Raw genomic sequence first — 19,396 nt, 5'->3', positions numbered from 1 at the left:
GCCCTCAGGCAGCCATCGCCGCCTGCGTCGCCCAGTCGTGCAACGACGCGGCGTCGGCATGCGCAAACGCCTCGCCGATGAGCAGCACACTCGGCTGCGACGCGTCGAACCACGCCGCCGCCCGCCCCTGGCGAACGTCGTCCAGCGTGAGGCTCACCCGTCGCTCGCGCGAGGTCGTTGCCGCTTCCACGATCGCCACCGGCGTCGATGCCGGCTTGCCTGCCGCGATCAATTCCACTGCAATTCGCTGAGCGCTGTCACGTCCCATGTAATAGACAAGCGAATCGGCCGACGCCTGCGCCGCAATCTCGGCCGAGTCGGGCGCACGGCTTTGCGTGGCGAAGGCCACACTGCGGGACACACCGCGCAACGTCAGCGAACGCCCCAGCGCTGCCGCACTGGCCAGCGCCGCCGTAATGCCGGGCACGACTTCCACTGCGATGCCCGCCGCCTCCAGCGCGCGCAATTCCTCGTCCGCACGGCCGAACAGCATCGGATCGCCGCCCTTCAGGCGCACGACCAGCGCGTGCGTGCGCGCATGATCGATCAATTGCTTGTTGATGAAGTGCTGCGCGCTCGATTGCTTGCCGCAACGCTTGCCGACCGCGATTTGCTTGGCCTGCGGGCACAGCGCGAGCATCTCGGGCTCGACGAGCGCGTCGTGCAGCACCACGTCGGCCTGCGCCAACAGTCGTGCGCCGCGCACCGTGATCAGATCGGCCGCCCCGGGGCCCGCCCCGACGAGATAGACCTTGCCGGGTGCCGTACCGGGTTGCGAAGAAGTCACCGTCATGATGTCGCCATGGTTCGTGAGGATTGGCGCCGGTCCCATCCGGGAGACCGTGCGCCGGGTATTACGGGTATTGCAATGCTTACGCCGCTCGTTATGCGGCGAGGCTGCGGATCATGCCCGCTGCCACCGTGTGGTGCGTGGCTTCGTCGATCAGCACAAACGCGCCCGTGGCCGGGTTCGCGTCGTACGTGTCGGCAGCCACCGGCTTCTGCAAGCTCAACTGTACGCGCCCGATGTCGTTCATGGCGAGCGTGGACTTGTCCGTGCCGTGCGAGAGCGTGCTGACGTCGAGCACCGTGTCCACGCTGCCGACCTTCACGTACACCGTGCTGGTCGCCTGCTTGAGCAGATACTTGCGCTGCGGTGCGAGGGCATCCTCGTCGAACCAGCACACGTCGGCGGCCAGTTTGCGCGACGGTTCCAGCGTCGAGGCGGCGGCAACGAACGTATCGCCGCGCGACACATCCACGTCCTCGGTCAGACGAATCGTCACGCACTGCCCGGCGAACGCTTCCTCCAGCAAGCCGCGCGGCCCGACAATCTCGGCGACGCTCGCCGTGCGGCCGGCCGGCAGCACGCGCAACGTTTGACCGACACGCACCGAGCCCGATTCCACACGGCCCATGTAGCCGCGGAAGTCATCGGCATGCGCGCCGTCCTGGCGCGCCACCAGTTGCACCGGGAAGCGCAGTTCACCGCCCGTCTGCGTGACCGGCAGCGATTCGAGCACGTCCAGCAGCGGTTCGTCCTGATACCAGGGCATGCGGTCGCTCGCATACACGATGTTATCGCCCTTGAGCGCGGAGACCGGCACGAAGCGCACATCCTCCAGGCCCAGGCGCTGCGACAGCTCGAGATAGGCGGCGCGAATGGCGTTGAACGCCGTCTCGCTGTAGTCGATCAGGTCCATCTTGTTGATGGCGACGATAACGTGCTGCAGGCCGAGCAGTTTGACGATGGCGCTGTGACGCTTGGTCTGGGCGAGCAACTCGGTGCGCCCGTCAACCTCGGTCACGCGCGTGGCATCGACCAGAATGATCGCGGCGTGCGCCGTCGATGCGCCGGTGACCATGTTGCGCGTGTACTGCTCGTGGCCCGGCGTGTCGGCAATGATGAACTTGCGACGCGCGGTCGTGAAGTAGCGATAGGCGACGTCGATGGTAATGCCCTGCTCGCGCTCGGCTTCGAGGCCGTCGGTGAGCAGCGAGAAGTCGATGTCTTCGCCGGCGGTGCGCTTGTGCTTGGCGCGCGCGATGGCGGAGAGCTGGTCGGTCAGCACCGATTTGCTGTCATACAGCAGACGGCCGATCAACGTGCTTTTGCCGTCGTCGACGCTGCCTGCCGTAATGAAACGCAGCACGCCGAGGTCTTCCTGATGCGGGGTGAGGCTCATGATCTTTTCAACTCGATTGCGTGGCCCGTGGCGCGGTGAATCTGCGCGCCCGGCGGGCCAATGTGTCTGTACTTGAGGGCGGATGGCGGCGGTTCGCGGCGCCTTAGAAATAGCCCTGCTTCTTGCGCTGTTCCATCGCGGCTTCCGAGGCCTGATCGTCCATGCGGGTGGCACCACGCTCGGTGATGTCGGTCACGGCCGTCTCGGCAATGATCTCCACCGGGCTGGCGGCAACGCTGGCGACCGGGCACGTGCAACTGATGTCTCCGACGGTACGGAAACGCACCGACGCCAGCTCGCTCGACTCGCCGTCCTGCTTCGGCGTGAGCGGCGTGACCGGCACGAGCAACCCGTTGCGACGCACGATTTCGCGCTCGTGGGCATAGTAGATCGACGGCAGGTCGAGGTTCTCACGGGCGATGTATTGCCACACGTCCAGCTCGGTCCAGTTCGAGATCGGGAAGACGCGCAGGTGCTCACCCTTGTGCAGGCGTGCATTGAACAGATGCCACAGTTCCGGGCGCTGGGCCTTCGGATCCCACTGACCGAATTCGTCGCGGAACGAGAAGATGCGCTCTTTCGCGCGGGCCTTCTCTTCGTCGCGGCGCGCACCGCCGATCATGGCGTCGTAGCCGTGTTCGGCGATGGTTTCGAGCAGCGTCACGGCCTGGGCCGCGTTGCGCGAATCGCTCTCGCGACGCAGACGAACCGTGCCGCGCTCGATCGAATCTTCCACATGACCCACGACCAGCTCGGCGCCAAGGGCCTTGGCATGGCGGTCGCGGAACTCGATCACTTCCGGATAGTTGTGGCCCGTGTCGATATGGACGAGCGGGAACGGCAGCACGGTCTTGCGGTTCGGGCCCAGGCCGAAGGCCTTGAGCGCCAGGTGCAGCACCACGACCGAATCCTTGCCGCCCGAGAACAGCAGCGCGGGTTTGCGGCACTCCGCCACGACCTCGCGCAGGATGTACATCGATTCGGCTTCGAGCCAGTCCAGATGATCCATACGCGAGCCATTGGCTTGCGCGACTTCGTGCATCGCACCCATAGTGTTCCCTTCCTTGATGATTCCGAAATTTCCGTGATTCGATTCGTCACGATGTGCCGCCTGGGGCTGTCACATCGTCATGCGTCTTGTTTGCCGGATCTGCCGGCGCCGCGCCCGATGTCTCAGTTCGACTGAACGGCCACCGGGATCTGGCTCAGGTTGCTCGCGTGCAGCCCACACTCCTTGCTGTCGCGCGACTCCCACCACCAGCGCCCGGCGCGGCTGTCTTCGCCCGGGCGAATGGCGCGCGTACACGGCTCGCAGCCGATGCTCGGATAGCCGCGCGCATGCAGCGGGTTGACCGGCACGTCACGCGCCGTCAGGTAAGCCCACACTTGCGCTTCGGTCCAGTCGAAGAGCGGGTTGTACTTGGCGATGCCGCGCGCGTCGTCGTGCTCGGCGAACGCCAGTTCGCCGCGCGTGACCGACTGCTCGCGCCGCTGGCCGGTGAGCCAGGCGTCGGCGTCGGCGAGCGCGCGGCCGAGCGGCTCGACCTTGCGAATCTGGCAGCACGCCTTGCGCAGGTCCACGCTTTCGTAGAACGCATTCGCGCCATGCTCGGCCACATAGGCCTCGACGGCATCGGCCTGCGGCGCGTACTGCGCGACGTCGTAGCCATAGCGGGTCTTGATCTGGTCGAGCATGCCCAGCGTCTCGGCGTGCAAACGCCCGGTATTGAGCGTGAACACCGTGATCGGCAGTTGCTGGCGCAGAATCACGTGCGTAATGAGCATGTCTTCGGCGGCCAGGCTGCTGGCAAACTTCACGTTGCGATGCGAACCCGCGATGCGGGCGAGGCGCTCGGCCAGCACGGCTTCCATCTCGTCGAGCAGCGCCATGTCCTGATGTTCGGCATCGGCCCCGTTCGACGGTGTGGCAGCTTGCGTGGGTTCCCAGCGGGATTCGTTTCGCATGTCGCGAACTCCTTGTTGTCTGTGGGGAGGGTCAGCCGACCAGCTTCACTGCCGCGAGCGTGAGCGTTGCCGCCAGCGCCCCGCGCACCACGCGCTCGGGCAGATGACGGGTGAGCTTCGCACCCAGCCAGATCCCGGGCAGGGAGCCAATCAACAGACTGCCGAGCAGTGCCCAGTGCACCGTCTCGAGCCAAATATGACCCAGCGCCGCGATGGCCGTCAGCGGCACCGCGTACGCGATATCGGTACCGGCGACTTCGGCCGGTTCCAACTGCGGGTACAGCATCAGGATCAGCGTGGCGCCAACGGCACCCGCGCCAATCGAGGAAATCGTCACGAGCACGCCGATCACGGCGCCCACCAGCACGGTGGCCACGGCCTGCTTGCGGCCCGTCAACTGCCAGTTCGGGTGGGTGCGCAACGCTGCCAGCAGCTTGGCGCGGAACAGCAGGGAGAGCACCGTGAGCAGCACCGACGCGGCAATCGACAGCTTGATGACGTGCAGCGCTGCGTCGTCGATGCCCCCGAGGCGCTTCAGGAAAACGATCGTCACCAGCGCCGCCGGCAGCGCGCCGAGCGTGAGCCGGCGCACGATGTGCCACTTCACGTGGCCGTGCGAGCGATGCGCGACCGTGCCGAAGCTCTTGGTCACCGCCGCAAACGCCAGATCGGTACCGACAGCCACCGGGGCCGCGTAGCCAAGCACCAGCGTAAGCAGGGGCGTCATCAGCGAGCCCCCGCCGACGCCGGTCAGACCGACCAGCAGGCCGACGCCAAATCCGGAGAGGGGTTCGAGCCACAGCGACATGTATGACGTTCCTGTTGGTGCTTAATGCCTGGCGGGAATAACGTTATCGAAACAGTGGCACCCACTGTAATGAAAACGCTATATACTTCAAACGAATTAAAAATTGTTTGTATATTTTCGAAAGTTATACAAATGAACCTGCACCAGTTCCGTTTCGTGCGCGAGGCCGTTCGCCAGAATTTCAACCTGACGGAGGCCGCCAAGGCACTGTTCACCTCCCAACCGGGCGTTTCGAAGGCCATCATCGAGCTGGAAGAAGAGCTTGGCGTGGACATCTTTGCCCGCCATGGCAAGCGCATCCGTAATCTGACGGAGCCCGGGCGCATCATTTTCGAGTCCGTCGAGCGCATCCTTCTTGAGGTGGAAAGCCTCAAGCGGATCGGCAAGGACTACGCTGCCCAGGATCAGGGCAGCCTGACGATTGCCACGACGCACACGCAGGCGCGCTATTCACTGCCGCATGCGGTGGCCGAGTTCAAGAAGCGGTATCCGAAGGTGCGGCTCTCGATCCTGCAGGGCAGCCCGACGCAGATCGCCGAAATGGTGCTGCACGATCAGGCGGATCTGGCCATCGCGACCGAAGCGATCGCCGGCTACAAGGATCTGGTGTCGCTGCCTTGCTATCAGTGGCAGCACGTGGCGGTGGTGCCGCCGGATCACCCGCTGCTGCAACTCCCGTCCGTGGGCATCGAGGATCTGGCGAAATATCCGCTGATTACTTATGACCCCCAATTCGCCGGACGCGCCAAGATCGACCAGGCCTTCGCGCTGCGCCATGTCCAGCCGGACATCGTGCTCGAGGCGATTGACGCCGACGTCATCAAGACCTATGTCGAATTGGGGCTTGGCGTGGGGATTCTGGCGGGGGTGGCATTCGATCCCGAGCGCGACCGTAACCTCCGGGCGCTCCAGGTCGGGCACCTCTTCGGCACGAACGTGACGCGCGTCGCCCTCAAACAGGGCGCGTATCTGCGCGGTTACGTGTTTACGATGGTCGAACTGCTCTCGCCGATCCTGACCCGCAAGCTGGTCGAGCAAGCCTTGCGCGGCGAACACGAGAGTTACGAGCTTTAAGCCTTCCGAGGGCTTTGGGGGAACGAGTGCGCCGACGCCCGAGCGCCGGGGCTAGCGGTGCCCCGTATTCCGGGGCGGGTCTCGCACTATTTTTCTTCGGTGGCCGAACGCAAGCGGTGCGGTATGCTTACGCGATTCGATCAACAGGAGACCCCATGCGCTCACCTCTTCGCGGCATCCGCCTGTCGGGCGTGCTGCTTGCCATGACCCTTGCCGGTGTTGTGACCGCGGCTCGCGCCGACATCACCGTCGGCATCGATCTGTCGTCGACCGGCCCGGCGGCCGCCATCGGTATCGCCAGCAAGAACGCCATGCAGCTTTGGCCCGACCATATCGGTGGGCAAAAGGCGCATTACCTCTTTCTCGACGACGGCTCCGATCCAGGCACGGCCGTGAAGAACGCGCGCAAGTTCATCAGCGAAAACAAGGTCGACGTCATTGTTGGCCCGAACATCACGCCAAGCGCGCTCGCTATGCTCGACCCGATTTCCGAAGCCGAGACGCCGATGATCACCCTGATCGGTTCGGCGGTCGCCGTGGAGCCGCAAGATGCCAAGCGCCGTTGGGCCTTCAAGATGGCCGCCAACGATTCGGCGATGGCCGACGTCATGACGCGCTATATGGCCAACCACGGTATCAAGACAGTGGGCTTCATCGGCTTTGCCGACGCCTACGGCGAGAGCTGGTGGAAAGAATTCTCGAAGTTTGCCGAACTGCGCAAGCTCAAGCTCGTGGCGCAGGAGCGCTTCAATCGCACGGACACGAGCGTCACGGGCCAGGTCCTGAAGCTGATGGCGGCCAAGCCCGACGCGATTCTGGTGGCCGGATCGGGCACGCCTGCCGCGCTGCCGCAGCGCACTTTGCAGGAGCGCGGGTACGCTGGGAAGATCTACCAGACGCACGGCATCGCCACGTACGACTTCGTTCGCGTGGGGGGCAAGGACGTGGAAGGCACGCTGTTCCCGACGCAGCCGGGCGTCGTCGCCAAGACGTTGCCGGCCGGGCATCCGGCGCGCACGGCGGCGTTGGCGTTCACGAAGCGATACGAGGCCAAGTACGGCCCCGATACGGTTACGCAGTTCGCCGCGGACGCCTATGGCGTATGGGATCTGCTCAACGACGCCGTGCCGCGCGCCGTGAAGGTGGCGGCACCGGGCACGCCGGCATTCCGCGCGGCGCTGCGCGATGCGCTCGAATCCACGCACAACCTCGCCATTCCGAACGGCATCATGAATCTCAGCCCGAAGGATCACGTGGGGCTGGACCAGCGCGCCGGGGTGATGGGGCAGATCAAGAACGGCAAGTTCGTCTACGTCTCGAATTGATCCCGGCATGACGACATACACCATCGCGTTTATCGGACTGGGCGCCATGGGCGGCCAGATGGTTCGTCATCTGATGGCGGCGGGGCATCGGTTGCAACTTTACGCGCGCCGGCCGGAGGCTGCGGCCCCGTTCGTCGCGCAGGGCGCACAAGTGTTTGCAACGCCCGCGCAGGCCGCCGCCGATGTCGACTTCGTCATCACCAACGTCACGACGACAGAGGACGTGGAGGCGGTGTTGCTCGGCACGGACGGCGTGGTGCATGGCGCGCGCGCGGGCACGATCTGCGTGGATCACAGCACGATTTCGGCGGAAGCGACGCGGCGCATGGCAGCGCGTCTGGCGCGTCACGAGATTGCGCTGGTGGATGCGCCGGTGTCGGGCGGGCCGTCCCGCGCGGCCGACGCATCGCTGTCGATCATGGTCGGCGCGCCGCGCGACGTCTTCGAGAAGGTGAAGCCGCTGTTGTCGGTACTGGGCACGACGATCACGCATGTGGGCGACGTGGGGGCGGGTCAGGTGGCGAAGGCGTGCAATCAGATCGTGCAGGTGATCAATATCCAGGGCATTGCGGAGGCGATGTTGTTCGCGGCTCGCAACGGCGTGGACCAGGACAAGGTCATCGAGGCGATTTCGCAGGGTCTGGCGGGCAGTCGAATGCTCGACATGATGGGGCCGAAGATGGCCCATCGCGACTTTGCGGCAGGCATTGAAGCGCGCTTGCACGACAAGGATTTCGCGATGATTCTGGACGCCGTGGCCGACGCGGGGCTGTCGCTGCCGGCGCTGTCGCTGGTGAAGGGCCAGTTGACGGCGTTGATGGAGCACGGTTGGGGGCACGACGACACGTCGTCGCTGCTGCGCGTGCTCGAGAGCCAGCAGCAGGTGCATTGAATGCCGACGGGGCGGGCTTGTGGCCGGGAGAAATTTCGGTCATAATCTCGCCTTCGTCCGGTGAGCCCTCGGGTTCGTTGAACGAGTCACGCTGCGACACCGCTCGGTGAACGCACACCTGCCCAGGTGGTGAAATTGGTAGACGCAGGGGACTCAAAATCCCCCGCCGCAAGGCGTGCCGGTTCGATTCCGGCCCTGGGCACCACAGATATTCCAAGGCATTCGGCGATTCCGCCCTTTTCTGCCCTGCCCCGCGATTCATATTTTGCTCCGCAAAACCGGTTATCTGGTCGGCTCGACCTTGTCGCCCAGTCAGTCACGCACGTAGTGTTCGGTCAGCGCAAGCGACCTGTGCCCCAACTGCTTTTGCGCTTTATGAATGTCCCCGGTCGCCTCCGCTTTCGACGTCGTACTTAGCGCGACAGTGCAATCGACATTCGTCAGCCAATGTTGCGGTGGAACGGCCCACCGAATAGGATGGGCCGCACCCAACTACCGCACCAATCGCGGTTTCTCGCCCCGCTTCGCCGCGTGAAGAATGACGTGAGAGCCCATCAACATGTCTGTCGCTACCATCGCTTCCGCGAACGTCTCGAAGTAAATCGCGTGCTCAGGGTCGGACACATGCGCTCGCCTGATTTCTCCTGCTGTCTCGTCCCAGGCGTAACCGAGGTATTTCTTGTATTCATGGAACCAGACAACGTGCCCTTCACGCGTCAACCACGTGGGGAGATCGAGCCCGCCGTCGCATTGAACGCCGTTTCCTTCGTCCTTCCCGCCGCTCTTGTTTGAATCACTCATCAAAGCCTCCTGAGATGTGGATGAATTTAGCCGCGCCAACGACTGAATTCATCATCGCAGGAGTGCCGAACCTTGCGTTTCAGCAACTTCCGAATATCCGAGCCTATGCGTCGACACTCGAAAAGTTTCGACGCGCTGCGAAAACGTTTGTGACGTATAAGAGGCGAAAGGAAGGCGTGCTGACGGAATGCACGGTGAACCAACGAACCGAAGGCACAAATTCCGACATCATTCGATGCTATAATTATGCTACTCACATCGATGGAGGTGGCATATGCGCACTACTTTGGCGTTGGACGATGAGCTTCTCGCGAAAGCGCAAGCATTCACGGGCTTGCAGGAGAAGTCGGCCTTGATCCGTGAAGCGCTCAAGGCTTTGATCGAGCGCGAAAGCGCCCGCCGTTTGGCTCGTCTGGGTGGAACAGAGGCAGACCTCACCGATATCCCGCGCCGCCAAACGGAGCCCGCATGATTCTGGTCGACACCTCGATTTGGATCGACCATCTAAGAGCCGGTGACGCCACACTTGTCCGGTTGCTAGAGACTGGGAGAGTGCTGGCTCATCCCTACGTGATTGGCGAACTTGCGCTTGGCAGCCTCAAGAATCGCGATGTCGTCATTTCAACGCTGCGCGATCTTCCACGCGTTGCCGTTGCAACAGATGACGAGGTCTTGCGTTTCATTGGGGAGCAAACGCTTTTCGGGTTGGGTATCGGCTACGTTGATGCCCATCTACTTGCGGCGACACGCCTCACGCCGGGGGCTGCCATTTGGACACGAGATAAGCGTCTGGCCGCGACGGCCGAGCGACTATCTCTCGCTGCAAAGATTCTTCACTAAGAGAAATCAGTGTTCGTCGAAACTCGCGAACACCAGCCCTCACGCGCTCCGCAACGCGCGCTGCCGCCCCAGTAATCAAGCGATTTTCCACGATTGCCTTTTTTGCTTTGCGCAGCGCAACCGAACCCTCCGTACTTGATCTCGCCATCTACAGCCACACCCTCAAAATCCCCCGCCGCAAGGCGTGCCAGTTCGATTCCAGCCCTGGCACCACACATTTCTCAAGGCATTCGGCGATTCAGCCCGTCTCTGCCGCGCTCCACCATTCGTCCTTTGCTCCGCAAACCGAGTATTTGATCGCTTCGAACTCGTCGCCTAGTCGGTCGCGCGCGTCGTGTCGTGACATCGCCGACAAGCTTTGCCCGAGTTGCTTTTGTGCGTCGTGCGAATGCTTCCGGCTCCCGCGTCGTTTCGGTTCTGGCCCTGGCAGGACGCTTTCGACACTGCAACCGCGCTTCAGAAATACCGGCCGCGTCACGACCTCCGCCAAATCGCCGACTTAGTCCTCGTTGCGCTTGGTCGCGCACTACTTGCGTATGGCTGCAAGGCTACAATGCGCGGAACAGGTGCGCCGTCCATCGATTGCGCCATCGAGAATTCTGTGAAGCGCCCCCTTTGGTGGTTTCTTTGGCAACGCCGGGCAGAGCACGGGCGCCAACGCTCCCCAATCTACGTCGCTCGTCATTTGCCGTAGAACACATGGTGCAGCGAACGTCTAATGGGCGGCCAGTCTTGCTTGATGTGCCCTCGCCTCTGATTATGTTGAGGATGGTGAACGCTTACCGCCCTTTACATCGATGGCATCCGGCGCAAAGGTTTCCCGCAGGAAAAATCAAAAAAGTGCCCCCCACTTATCCTTGAACTTCGGAGGTTTCGTATGGGTGTGGCATTGCTTTCACTGACCGTGCTTGTTGTCATGGTGCTGATATTGGAGAAGGTTCGACCTCGCAAACGCGGGTCGGGCATCGCCATCGACTCGACCGCCTACTACGCCGTGAAACCGCTCACGAAGACCGAGCAAGCGTTCTATCGGCTGTTGGTCAGCAGCTTGCCCGGATACATCGTTCTGGCACAGGTCGATATCAAGCGAATTGTCCGAACCAAGCGTGGCAAAAACCATTTGCACTTCAACCGAATCGCGCAACTGTCGGTGGACTTCCTCATCTGCACCCCTGATTTTTCAGTCGCTGCCGCAGTTGAGCTGGATGATCCGTCGCATGAGGGAAAGCAACAGCGAGCGCGGGACGCAAAGAAGGATGACGTGTTGAAGGCGGTCAATGTTCGCCTCGTGCGATTTGACGTCAGGCACTACCCTTCAGAATCGGCCATTCGACAATCGATTCTGGAAAGCACCAACGGCGCCGGCGATCTGAAATTCGCCGCATGACCCGCGACCCGAATGGGGCGTCTAGATCCGCCCCGCCTTTGCCAACGGCATCCACGACTACGATCACGGCCGCATCAGGCTCGAGCCAGAAGGGCTGAGTTACGCGCAGTACAGAACCCGGCGCTTACCGCCATCACGTCCCCGTCCAACTTTACGGGGTCAGTTCACCGTCACCGGCCTGCCGCGGCGTCGCCGCGACGTGTGATTTGCCAACGCTGCGCCGCGGCGTTGAAAACGCCAGGCGTCATCCCTGCTACGACGCTACGCCGCTTCGCCGCCACACGTCGGTGCAAACGCCATATGAGTGTCTTGCGAAGTCAAACCCCATCAGACCGGGTTCAGCACGCTACGCCCCGCTAGCACAGCCGCCACATTGTCCAACGCGGTGAACCCCATCTGGTCGCGCGTCTCTTTCGTCGCGCTCGCCATGTGAGGCGTAAGAAATACGTTGTCCAGCGATGCGAAGCGGGCATCGACATTGGGCTCGTTTCGATACACGTCGAGACCCGCGCCGAAAAGGTGCCCCGACGTCAATGCGCCGTAAAGCGCATCTTCATCTACCAGATCGCCACGCGCCGCATTCACAAATACGGCCCCCTTCGGCATGAGATCGAACTGCGCCTTCGTCATGAGCGGCGATCCGCCACCGGGAACGTGCAGCGAGAGCACCTGGCAATGCGGAAGCAGTTCCGTCAGGCTGGGATAAAACATTGCCCCGTTCTCCAGCGCCGGCGATGCCCGCTGAATGTCGGTGTAGGCCACCGTCATGCCAAACGCCTGCGCGCGCTTCGCCACCGCTCGCCCAATACGTCCGAAGCCCACGATGCCAATCGTTTTCCCGTTGACGCGCGTGCCCAGCATGTCCGTCATGCCGAACGATTTCCCCCAACCGGCGCGCATGATTTTTTCGTATTCCGCCGCACGCCGACTCGCCGCCAGCACCAGCAACATCGCGAAGTCCGCCGTGCATTCGGTCAAGGCATCGGGCGCGTTCGTCACGACAATGCCTCGCTCGCGGGCGAACGCCACGTTCATGTGATCAACGCCAGCGCTGGCATTGGCAATGATCTTCACCGTGGATGGCAACGCCGCAATGTGCGCTTCCTGCAAGCCGGATTTCTTCCCGACCAGAACGGCTGGCACCTCGCGCGCCTTGCAGAATTCCACCACCGCCCATGCATCCATATCCGATTCGGTCACGTAGGCGTTGAATTCCGACACTGCGCGGCTCGCCACGGCTTGCGGCACTTTTCGCGCGATCAACAGTTGGGTGCGCGTGCTTTCCGACATGATCTTTTCTCCAAGTAGACGGTCGCACACAGACTACGGAACCCGTCAGCCCACGGTCAATGTTGATTGAATCAATCAACCCCTGACCACCGCCAACGCGCGCTCGTCGATCGCATCCCACCATGGGATGCCCTCCACCCTTCGTTCATCAGGAAAACCCTGACGCGCCACCGACTGGGTGCGCGTCCAGATGTTGATTGAACGAATCAAGATTGCCCGGCCGACGCAGCCGATGCCATTCTCGGTTCATGCCCCACTGAGAAAAGGTAATGTCATGTCGACTTCGAAGCAGTTCGCCGCCGTCACGGGTGCCGGTTCCGGCATCGGTCGAGCGGCCGCCATCGCGCTTGCCGCATCCGGATTCACCGTCGCGCTGATCGGACGGCGGGATGCGCCCCTCCAGGAAACCCAAGCAGCCATCGATGACGCAGGCGGCGACGCGTATGTCGTCGCGGCCGATGTCGCCGATGAACGCTCCGTGGACGCGGCATTCGCTCAAATCCTGAGCGAATTCGGGCGTCTGGACGTCCTCTTCAACAACGCCGGACGCAACGCCGGCGCCGTACCGCTGGACGAATATCAGCTCGATTTCTGGAACGACGTCGTCGCCACCAACCTGACGGGTGTGTTCCTGTGTGCGAGGGCGGCCTGGCGCATCATGAAAAATCAAACGCCGCAAGGCGGGCGAATCATCAACAACGGATCCCTCTCGGCGCACTCTCCCCGCCCCAACACCATCGCCTACACCGCCACCAAGCACGCCGTGTCGGGCATCACCAAATCGTTGGCGCTGGACGGCCGCCCGTATCGCATCGCCTGCAGCCAGATCGATATCGGCAATGCGGCAACGTCGCTCACGGAGCGAATGACACGTGGCGTGCTTCAGGCCGACGGCAGCATGGCCCCGGAAGCTCGAATCGACGTCGCTCATGTCGCGAACGCTGTCGTTCACATCGCCAGCCTCCCGCTCGAAGCCAACGTGCTCAACATGACCCTCATGGCCACCACCATGCCTTTCGTAGGCCGCGGATAACCCCCTCGCCCGCCCCACATAAAAAGCAACGGGCAGGCCACCGATCAGGAGACATCGATGAAATTTGCAGAGGAACAACACCTGTCAGCACTCGATACGGCATCACGCGATATCACGGCAAGACCATCGAAGGTCAGATACGTCGTGCTGTCGATGTTGCTGATCGCGACCATTCTTAACTACGTCGACCGATCCGCCCTCGGCATCGTCGCCCCAAGCCTTTCGAAAGACCTCGCATTGAACAAGATGCAGATGGGCGAGCTGTTCGCCGCATTCGGTCTCGCGTACTCTCTCGCCTTGCTGCCCAGCGGCATCCTTGCCGACGTGCTTGGCTCGCGCATCGCCTACGCACTGTCGCTGGTGGGATGGTCGCTCGCGACGCTCACGCAGGGACTGGCCAACGGTTATCACATGCTGCTTGGCTCACGCCTGACGATGGGCGCGCTCGAGGCCCCCGCGTTTCCATCGAATGCACGCGCGGTGACGCTGTGGTTTCCCACGCAGGAGCGCGGATTCGCGACCAGCGTCTACGTGATGGGACAGTACATCGGAACACCCATCTTTACGGGCCTTCTGCTGTGGATATCGGCCGCCGCGGGATGGCGTTCGGTGTTCTTCGTGACGGGCGGCTTCGGCATTCTTTTCAGCGTGATCTGGTTCTGTGCCTACCGGGATCCGTCGCGACATCGCTGGGTGAACAAGGCCGAACTCGACTACATCAACGAATCGCGCGCCCCGTCCGCGCAGAAGTCGCGGGAAAAATTCAACTGGCGCATGGCACTCAAACTGCTCGGGTACCGCCAGATTCTGGCCATTTGCCTCGGCAAGTTCTGCAACAACACGATTCTGGTCTTTTTCACCACGTGGTTCATGACGTATCTGGCCGAGGCGCGCCATATGTCGATGATCAAGGTTGGGATCTTTCAGGCACTCCCCTTCCTGGGCGCGACGCTCGGCATTCTCGTCGCCGGTTGTCTCTCGGACTTCTTCATTCGCCGTGGCGTCTCCCTCTCCGCCGCACGCAAAGCGCCGCTGGTCATCGGAACGCTGCTCGGCTCGTCCATCGTCCTGGTGAACTTTGTTGAATCCAACGCGATGGTCATCGCCATTCTGACCATCGCCTTCTTCGCGCAAGGTGTCGGCTCGATGTCCTGGGCCGCCGTCTCCGAGATCGCGCCGCGCCAGTATGTCGGTCTCACCAGCAGCATCACGAGCCTCGCGGCGAATATTGCTGCCGTGACCACGCCGCTGATGATCGGTTACGTCATCCAGCGCTCGGGGCAGTTTTACTGGGCGCTGAATCTGATGGGCGCCATCTGCCTGCTCGGTACGTTCTCGTACTCCGTGCTCCTGGGCAAGCTCTCTCGGATCGAGCTTTGACCTCCCCCGACTATCGATGAGACAACATGATTGAATTTACATGGGATCACCTTCAGCTCTGTTCGGCAGACGCGGAAGTCACGGCGGCCTGGTTTGCCCGGTGCCTGAATGCGGAAGTGGTTCGACGCCCCGGGCGCGTGGATCTGCGCCTGGGATCCATCAACCTCTTTATCACCCAACTCACCGGCGCGCAGGCGACCGAGACGCCACGTGCCAAGCGCACGCAAGGCATCGATCATTTTGGCGTGACCGTCGACGATCTTGATGCGGCCTTCGCGCACCTCAAGGCCTGTGACGCCGACATCGTCGAGCCGATCAAGCCGGTCCGTGCCGGTGTGCGAGCGCTTTTCGTGAAATCACCTGGGGACATCCTCATTGAAGTGCTCGAGCGCAAACCCAGCGAGATGACTTTTACCTGAAGCCCCGTCAATATTGAAGCATCCCCTCGGGACTCACGCGAAACGCGTGAGTCCCGTCGCCCGTTTTGGGCGCCATGTCCCATTCCGAAGGCCCATGCCATGCGAACCTGGATCACGTTGACCGAAGCGGCCCGGCAGTTGGGCGTTCAAGCGCAGACGATCTACGCGTACGTCAGCCGTGGCAACATCGCGGTCATGCCGGACCCCGCCGATCCGCGAAAGAGCCTGTACCGTGCAGAAGACGTCGCGGTGCTTTGCAGAAAGAAGCAGGTTGGCCGCAAACGCGCAGCCCTCGCCGCAGGCACGATATTTGGTGCCGAGCCGTGCATCCACAGCGCCATCACCACGTTTTCCAAAGGGCGGGCTTATTACCGCGGGCGCGATAGCATCCGTCTGTCCCAAACGTCGACGCTCGAGGACGTTGCCGCCATCCTGTGGAATGCGCGAACGCCAATCTCCTTCGACATGGACGACACCCCGCTTCAGTGGGAAGAGCGCGGCAGACAGTGCGCGTTCATGTCCTTGGCCGCCCTGGCCGCCAACGGTCACTCGACCCACGGACGTACCGACCGGGCGCTGCATACCGAGGCAGGTCGTCTGGTCGCGCTCGTGTCCCAGGCGTTTGGGGCTCAGTGCAACGACAAGGTCAGGTTCACGCATGAGCGGCTGGCGCTCGGGTGGGGACAAGACAGCGAAGGCACCGACCTCATTCGCCGGGCGTTGGTACTCGTTGCCGACCACGAGCTGACCAGTTCCGCCTTTGCCGCGAGAATCACGGCCTCGACGGGGGCGTCGCTGCCGGGCTGCCTGCTCACCGGGCTGGCGGCCTTCTCCGGGCCGTTGCATGGCGACGCCTCGGGCCGTGTGCGCGCCGTGTTCGATCACGTGGAGAGAGTGGGCGCGGAAAGTGTGGTGGCGCATCACTTGCAGTCCGCCATCCCGATCCCGGGGTTCAATCACCATCTCTATCCTGACGGCGACCCGCGCGCCCAGGCGTTGCTGGAGCGTCTCAACCCACCGGAAGAGCTGGCGTCGTTCATCGAGAAAGTCACCCGCCTGACGGGGCTGCAACCGAACATCGATGTGGCGCTTGCCGTCCTGGCTGCGCAGCTCAAGCTTCCTCGCGACGCGTCCTTCGCCCTGTTCGCGACCGCCCGGAGCGTCGGCCTGCTTGCGCACAGCATGGAGCAACTCAAGGTCGGCAAGGTGATCCGGCCGCGAGGACGTTATACCGGTCCCGTTTTGGAGAACGCGGAGTCAGCGCCGCCCAAAGGCGATCGCAATGGCGTGCCCGACGCGGCAACCGTGGACCGGAACCGCGTATTCAAGACGATCCTCCGCTAGCCGCGATCTCGCGGGAGGCAGCAACCAGGGCGCAAACACGCCCTTTCGCCAGGCAGAGGCAATCTCGCCCCACGATCGGCATCGATACAACAGGCGTTGATTACCGACGACAACCCGTAGTAGCATTCGCAATTGAATTAATAATAATTCTCATTTAGATTCTTGTTACCTTAGATGCGCTACCGCCAGATTCACGCAGCCGTTCTGTTGGCTTGCTTCGCCACGTCGTCACCCGCCTTCGCGCAAGCCGCTTCCCAGGACGTGCCGAGTTCGGCCACCGCCAGCGCAACGAGCGCCGACATGGCCACGCCCGACGCCATGCCCGACGCCACATCCACAAGCCCGTCCGCAAGCACGTCCGCCACGGTTGCGCTGCCCGCAGTGTCTGTCAGTGCGAGCAGTGCGCCGCGCACCGCGTTCGACATGCCTGCCGCCGCGCAGGTCATGAAGTCTTCTGTGCCCTTGAACGAGACGCCGCAATCGATCAGCGTCGTCACGCGCGATCTGATGGACGCGCAGCAGGTTCAGACGCTCAACGACGCGCTGCACGACGTGCCCGGGGTGATTTCGGGCACGTATGGTCGACGAGGCTGGGACGACTTCATCATTCGCGGCCAAACGGCGTCGGATTCCGTGTATCTCGACGGCCTGCGCACAGCCATCAACAACCGCTTCGCCGAAGAAACCTTCGGCTTGCAACAGATCGAGGTGCTCAAAGGACCCGCCACGCTGCTCTCCGGGCTGGTGCTGCCGGGCGGCATGGTCAACATGGTCAGCAAGCGGCCAGAAGCCGATGCCTTCGCCAACGTCGATGCCACGGTGGGCAGTCACGGCTTTTACCAGAGCACCATCGACATGGGCACGCCGCTCTCGGAGAACGGCAAGGCCGCCTTTCGCATCAATGCGCTCGCGACGAATAGCCACGACGCCACCGACTATGTCTGGTCGCGCAATCGTTACATCGCGCCGTCGCTATCGCTTGATCTCGGCCCACGCACAGAATTCACGATCCTGACGAGCTATCAGGAACGCAGCTACCTCCGCCAACAAGGCCTGCCGTGGTCCGGCACGCTGATCCCGAACAAGAACGGCAGCCTGTCGCGCAGTACCTTCACGGGCGAGCCCGGTGAGCGGCCATACTCGGGGCACGAGGCACGTATCGGCTACCGCTTCGCCCACCATTTCGACTCGGGCTGGACCGTGAACCAGAACGCTCGCTGGCAACAGTTCGCTCTGGGCGGTCAGCTCGTCGCCAATGGAAAAGTTGCGACGAACGGCTACACGCTGAGCCGCACGGCCACCGATTCGCAATGGTCCGGCGACACCCTCTCGCTGGACAATAACGCGCAGAAGACCTTTGATACCGCGTTCGGCCGCCACGAGATCACCCTCGGCATGGACTACATGCGAGGGCGCGAAGACGTCACCACCACCACGTGCTCGGTCGGCTCGATCAATATGTACGCCCCGGTCTACACGGGCACCATCACGTGTCCCTCCACGCCGAGAACGCGCGCGTACACCACAATCCGCGATCTCGGCGTCTACGCGCGCGATCAGATCGCGCTCGGCCAACGCTGGCGTGTACTGGCGGGCATGCGCTATGACAGTGCGTCGAGCCAGGTCATGAACAAGCTGACCGACGCCACGAGCGGCAACCCGTCGAACGCCACCACGGGTTCGCTTGCGCTGATGTACGAACTGTTCCCTGGCGTGCGCCCCTACGTGAGCTACGCGACCTCGTTCTACCCGAACAGCGGCGCGGACGTGAGCGGCAATGCCTTCGACCCGGAAACCGGCAAACAATGGGAAGCGGGGGTGAAATTCGACATCCAGAAGGGCCACACAAGCGTGACGCTCGCAGCCTTCGACCTGCGCCGCCGCAACGTGCTGGAGAGCGATCCGAACAACGACGGCTACAGCATTGCCGTGGGCGAGGAGCATTCGCGCGGCGTCGAATTCAGCTTCAACACCTCGCCGACGAATCAGTTGAGCGTGACCGGCGGCTACGCCTACACGTCGGCCGTGATCGCCGACGATGGCGGCCAGGCACCATCGACCGACGGCGTGCGCATCAACAACGTGCCGCGTCACAGTTTCAACGTGTTCGCGCGCTACCAGTTGCCGGGCGAACTGCGTCGCTGGGAGATCAACGGTGGCGTGCGCGGCCAGAGCAATCTCTATGCGTATGGCTACACGATTCCGGGCTTCGTGGTCAGCGACGTGGGGGTGCGTTACACGGCACCCAGCTGGCACGCCGCACTGAAGCTGAGCAACGTCTTCAACAAGCACTACTACACGGGCGGTCTGAGCAATGCCGTGGCGCTGGGCGACGATCGCTCGGTGATGCTCACGCTGGGATACCGTTATTGAAGCCCGCGAGGTGCTGAATGCCAGATGAACAACCGACGCTCGCCTGCCGCTTGCCTGCCGCTCAAATCACCCCCGTATCGTCTCGAACATCGACATCCCCTAACCGGAACGGCATCCACGCCTGACGCACTCGCTCAACACGGGAGGCACCAAGTGGCGCGCCCCGCGCATCGATTTGGGAAATACGTAGAAGCTTTCGCGTGGCGACGTCCCGAGCCGATAATTCGGACGTTGCTGAAACTCAAGTCACTTCACCGCTGCGATGATGGAAGGCCCTCC

General features: G+C 62.7%; 19 protein-coding genes and 1 tRNA gene. 12 read left to right on the top strand and 8 right to left on the bottom strand.

Features of this window, described 5'->3' with window-relative positions; genetic code table 11:
* Window positions 1–4: 4 nt before the first annotated feature.
* The 5 genes from cobA to PEP31012_RS13560 all read right to left on the bottom strand — a co-directional run bounded on the left by cobA (window position 5) and on the right by PEP31012_RS13560 (window position 4,959).
* Window positions 5–793, bottom strand: a complete 789-nt coding sequence (gene cobA / locus PEP31012_RS13580; RefSeq protein ID WP_150589855.1) for a uroporphyrinogen-III C-methyltransferase — start codon at window positions 791–793, stop codon at window positions 5–7.
* Window positions 794–884: 91 nt separating this feature from the next.
* The gene (locus PEP31012_RS13575) at window positions 885–2,186 is read right to left on the bottom strand and encodes a sulfate adenylyltransferase subunit 1 (RefSeq protein WP_150589854.1); all 1,302 of its coding nucleotides are present in this window, start codon (window positions 2,184–2,186) and stop codon (window positions 885–887) included.
* Window positions 2,187–2,289: 103 nt separating this feature from the next.
* Window positions 2,290–3,237, bottom strand: a complete 948-nt coding sequence (gene cysD, locus PEP31012_RS13570) for a sulfate adenylyltransferase subunit CysD (RefSeq protein ID WP_150589853.1) — start codon at window positions 3,235–3,237, stop codon at window positions 2,290–2,292.
* A gap of 122 nt (window positions 3,238–3,359) precedes the next feature.
* A complete protein-coding gene (locus PEP31012_RS13565; protein WP_150589915.1) occupies window positions 3,360–4,076 on the bottom strand; it encodes a phosphoadenylyl-sulfate reductase in 717 nt (238 codons plus the stop codon).
* A 106-nt stretch (window positions 4,077–4,182) separates the two neighbouring features.
* Entirely contained in the window at window positions 4,183–4,959 is a 777-nt protein-coding gene (locus PEP31012_RS13560) for a sulfite exporter TauE/SafE family protein (protein ID WP_150589852.1), read from the bottom strand.
* Between the two features lie 132 nt (window positions 4,960–5,091).
* Between PEP31012_RS13560 and PEP31012_RS13555 the strand changes: the two genes are divergently transcribed.
* From PEP31012_RS13555 to PEP31012_RS13540, 4 genes are all read left to right on the top strand, one after another.
* Window positions 5,092–6,033 (top strand): CysB family HTH-type transcriptional regulator, encoded by a 942-nt coding sequence (locus PEP31012_RS13555; RefSeq protein ID WP_150589851.1) that lies wholly within the window; start codon window positions 5,092–5,094, stop codon window positions 6,031–6,033.
* A 155-nt stretch (window positions 6,034–6,188) separates the two neighbouring features.
* Complete coding sequence (locus tag PEP31012_RS13550; protein ID WP_150589850.1) at window positions 6,189–7,358, top strand: ABC transporter substrate-binding protein; 1,170 nt, start codon at window positions 6,189–6,191, stop codon at window positions 7,356–7,358.
* 7 nt (window positions 7,359–7,365) lie between these two features.
* Window positions 7,366–8,250 carry an NAD(P)-dependent oxidoreductase gene (locus tag PEP31012_RS13545; protein WP_150589849.1) on the top strand — a complete coding sequence of 295 codons (885 nt, stop codon included), beginning with the start codon at window positions 7,366–7,368 and terminating at the stop codon, window positions 8,248–8,250.
* 120 nt (window positions 8,251–8,370) lie between these two features.
* Window positions 8,371–8,455: transfer RNA gene (locus tag PEP31012_RS13540), tRNA-Leu, on the top strand.
* A gap of 287 nt (window positions 8,456–8,742) precedes the next feature.
* On the opposite strand, the gene PEP31012_RS13530 is transcribed toward PEP31012_RS13540, so the two are convergent.
* Window positions 8,743–9,051: a hypothetical protein gene (locus PEP31012_RS13530; RefSeq protein WP_150589848.1), complete on the bottom strand. Its 309-nt coding sequence runs from the start codon at window positions 9,049–9,051 to the stop codon at window positions 8,743–8,745.
* A gap of 274 nt (window positions 9,052–9,325) precedes the next feature.
* Here PEP31012_RS13530 and PEP31012_RS13525 point away from each other — a divergent pair, with 274 nt between their 5' ends.
* The 3 genes from PEP31012_RS13525 to PEP31012_RS13515 all read left to right on the top strand — a co-directional run bounded on the left by PEP31012_RS13525 (window position 9,326) and on the right by PEP31012_RS13515 (window position 11,278).
* Window positions 9,326–9,523: a type II toxin-antitoxin system VapB family antitoxin gene (locus PEP31012_RS13525; RefSeq protein WP_150552341.1), complete on the top strand. Its 198-nt coding sequence runs from the start codon at window positions 9,326–9,328 to the stop codon at window positions 9,521–9,523.
* A complete protein-coding gene (locus PEP31012_RS13520; protein ID WP_150589847.1) occupies window positions 9,520–9,891 on the top strand; it encodes a type II toxin-antitoxin system VapC family toxin in 372 nt (123 codons plus the stop codon). Before PEP31012_RS13525 ends, PEP31012_RS13520 begins: the two co-directional genes overlap by 4 nt.
* An 877-nt stretch (window positions 9,892–10,768) precedes the next feature.
* Window positions 10,769–11,278: a DUF2726 domain-containing protein gene (locus tag PEP31012_RS13515; RefSeq protein WP_150589846.1), complete on the top strand. Its 510-nt coding sequence runs from the start codon at window positions 10,769–10,771 to the stop codon at window positions 11,276–11,278.
* 327 nt (window positions 11,279–11,605) lie between these two features.
* Here the strand turns inward: PEP31012_RS13515 and PEP31012_RS13510 are convergent, their stop codons facing one another.
* A complete protein-coding gene (locus PEP31012_RS13510; RefSeq protein ID WP_150589845.1) occupies window positions 11,606–12,568 on the bottom strand; it encodes a 2-hydroxyacid dehydrogenase in 963 nt (320 codons plus the stop codon).
* 274 nt (window positions 12,569–12,842) lie between these two features.
* On the opposite strand from PEP31012_RS13510, the gene PEP31012_RS13505 reads away from it, so the two are divergent.
* The 4 genes from PEP31012_RS13505 (at window position 12,843) to PEP31012_RS13490 (ending at window position 16,744) form a co-directional block, all read left to right on the top strand.
* Complete coding sequence (locus PEP31012_RS13505) at window positions 12,843–13,601, top strand: SDR family oxidoreductase (protein ID WP_150589914.1); 759 nt, start codon at window positions 12,843–12,845, stop codon at window positions 13,599–13,601.
* A gap of 57 nt (window positions 13,602–13,658) precedes the next feature.
* Entirely contained in the window at window positions 13,659–14,981 is a 1,323-nt protein-coding gene (locus PEP31012_RS13500) for an MFS transporter (protein WP_150589844.1), read from the top strand.
* Window positions 14,982–15,007: 26 nt separating this feature from the next.
* On the top strand, window positions 15,008–15,400 hold the full coding sequence (locus PEP31012_RS13495) for a VOC family protein (protein WP_150589843.1): 393 nt from the start codon (window positions 15,008–15,010) through the stop codon (window positions 15,398–15,400).
* A gap of 99 nt (window positions 15,401–15,499) precedes the next feature.
* On the top strand, window positions 15,500–16,744 hold the full coding sequence (locus tag PEP31012_RS13490) for a citrate synthase (RefSeq protein WP_150589842.1): 1,245 nt from the start codon (window positions 15,500–15,502) through the stop codon (window positions 16,742–16,744).
* Between the two features lie 191 nt (window positions 16,745–16,935).
* Here PEP31012_RS13490 and PEP31012_RS24005 read toward each other — a convergent pair whose 3' ends face one another.
* Window positions 16,936–17,190 (bottom strand): hypothetical protein, encoded by a 255-nt coding sequence (locus tag PEP31012_RS24005; RefSeq protein ID WP_246171281.1) that lies wholly within the window; start codon window positions 17,188–17,190, stop codon window positions 16,936–16,938.
* Here PEP31012_RS24005 and PEP31012_RS13485 point away from each other — a divergent pair.
* Window positions 17,189–19,117, top strand: coding sequence for a TonB-dependent siderophore receptor (locus tag PEP31012_RS13485; RefSeq protein WP_246171280.1), 1,929 nt, complete (start codon window positions 17,189–17,191; stop codon window positions 19,115–19,117). The two genes, PEP31012_RS24005 and PEP31012_RS13485, sit on opposite strands and share 2 nt — an antisense overlap.
* Window positions 19,118–19,396: the final 279 nt, after the last annotated feature.

This window comes from Pandoraea eparura (genome assembly GCF_902459725.1).
Taxonomy (GTDB): Bacteria; Pseudomonadota; Gammaproteobacteria; order Burkholderiales; family Burkholderiaceae; genus Pandoraea; species Pandoraea eparura.
The sequence above is the reverse complement of the archived record's forward strand: the minus strand, read 5'-3'. Positions and strand labels throughout refer to the sequence as shown.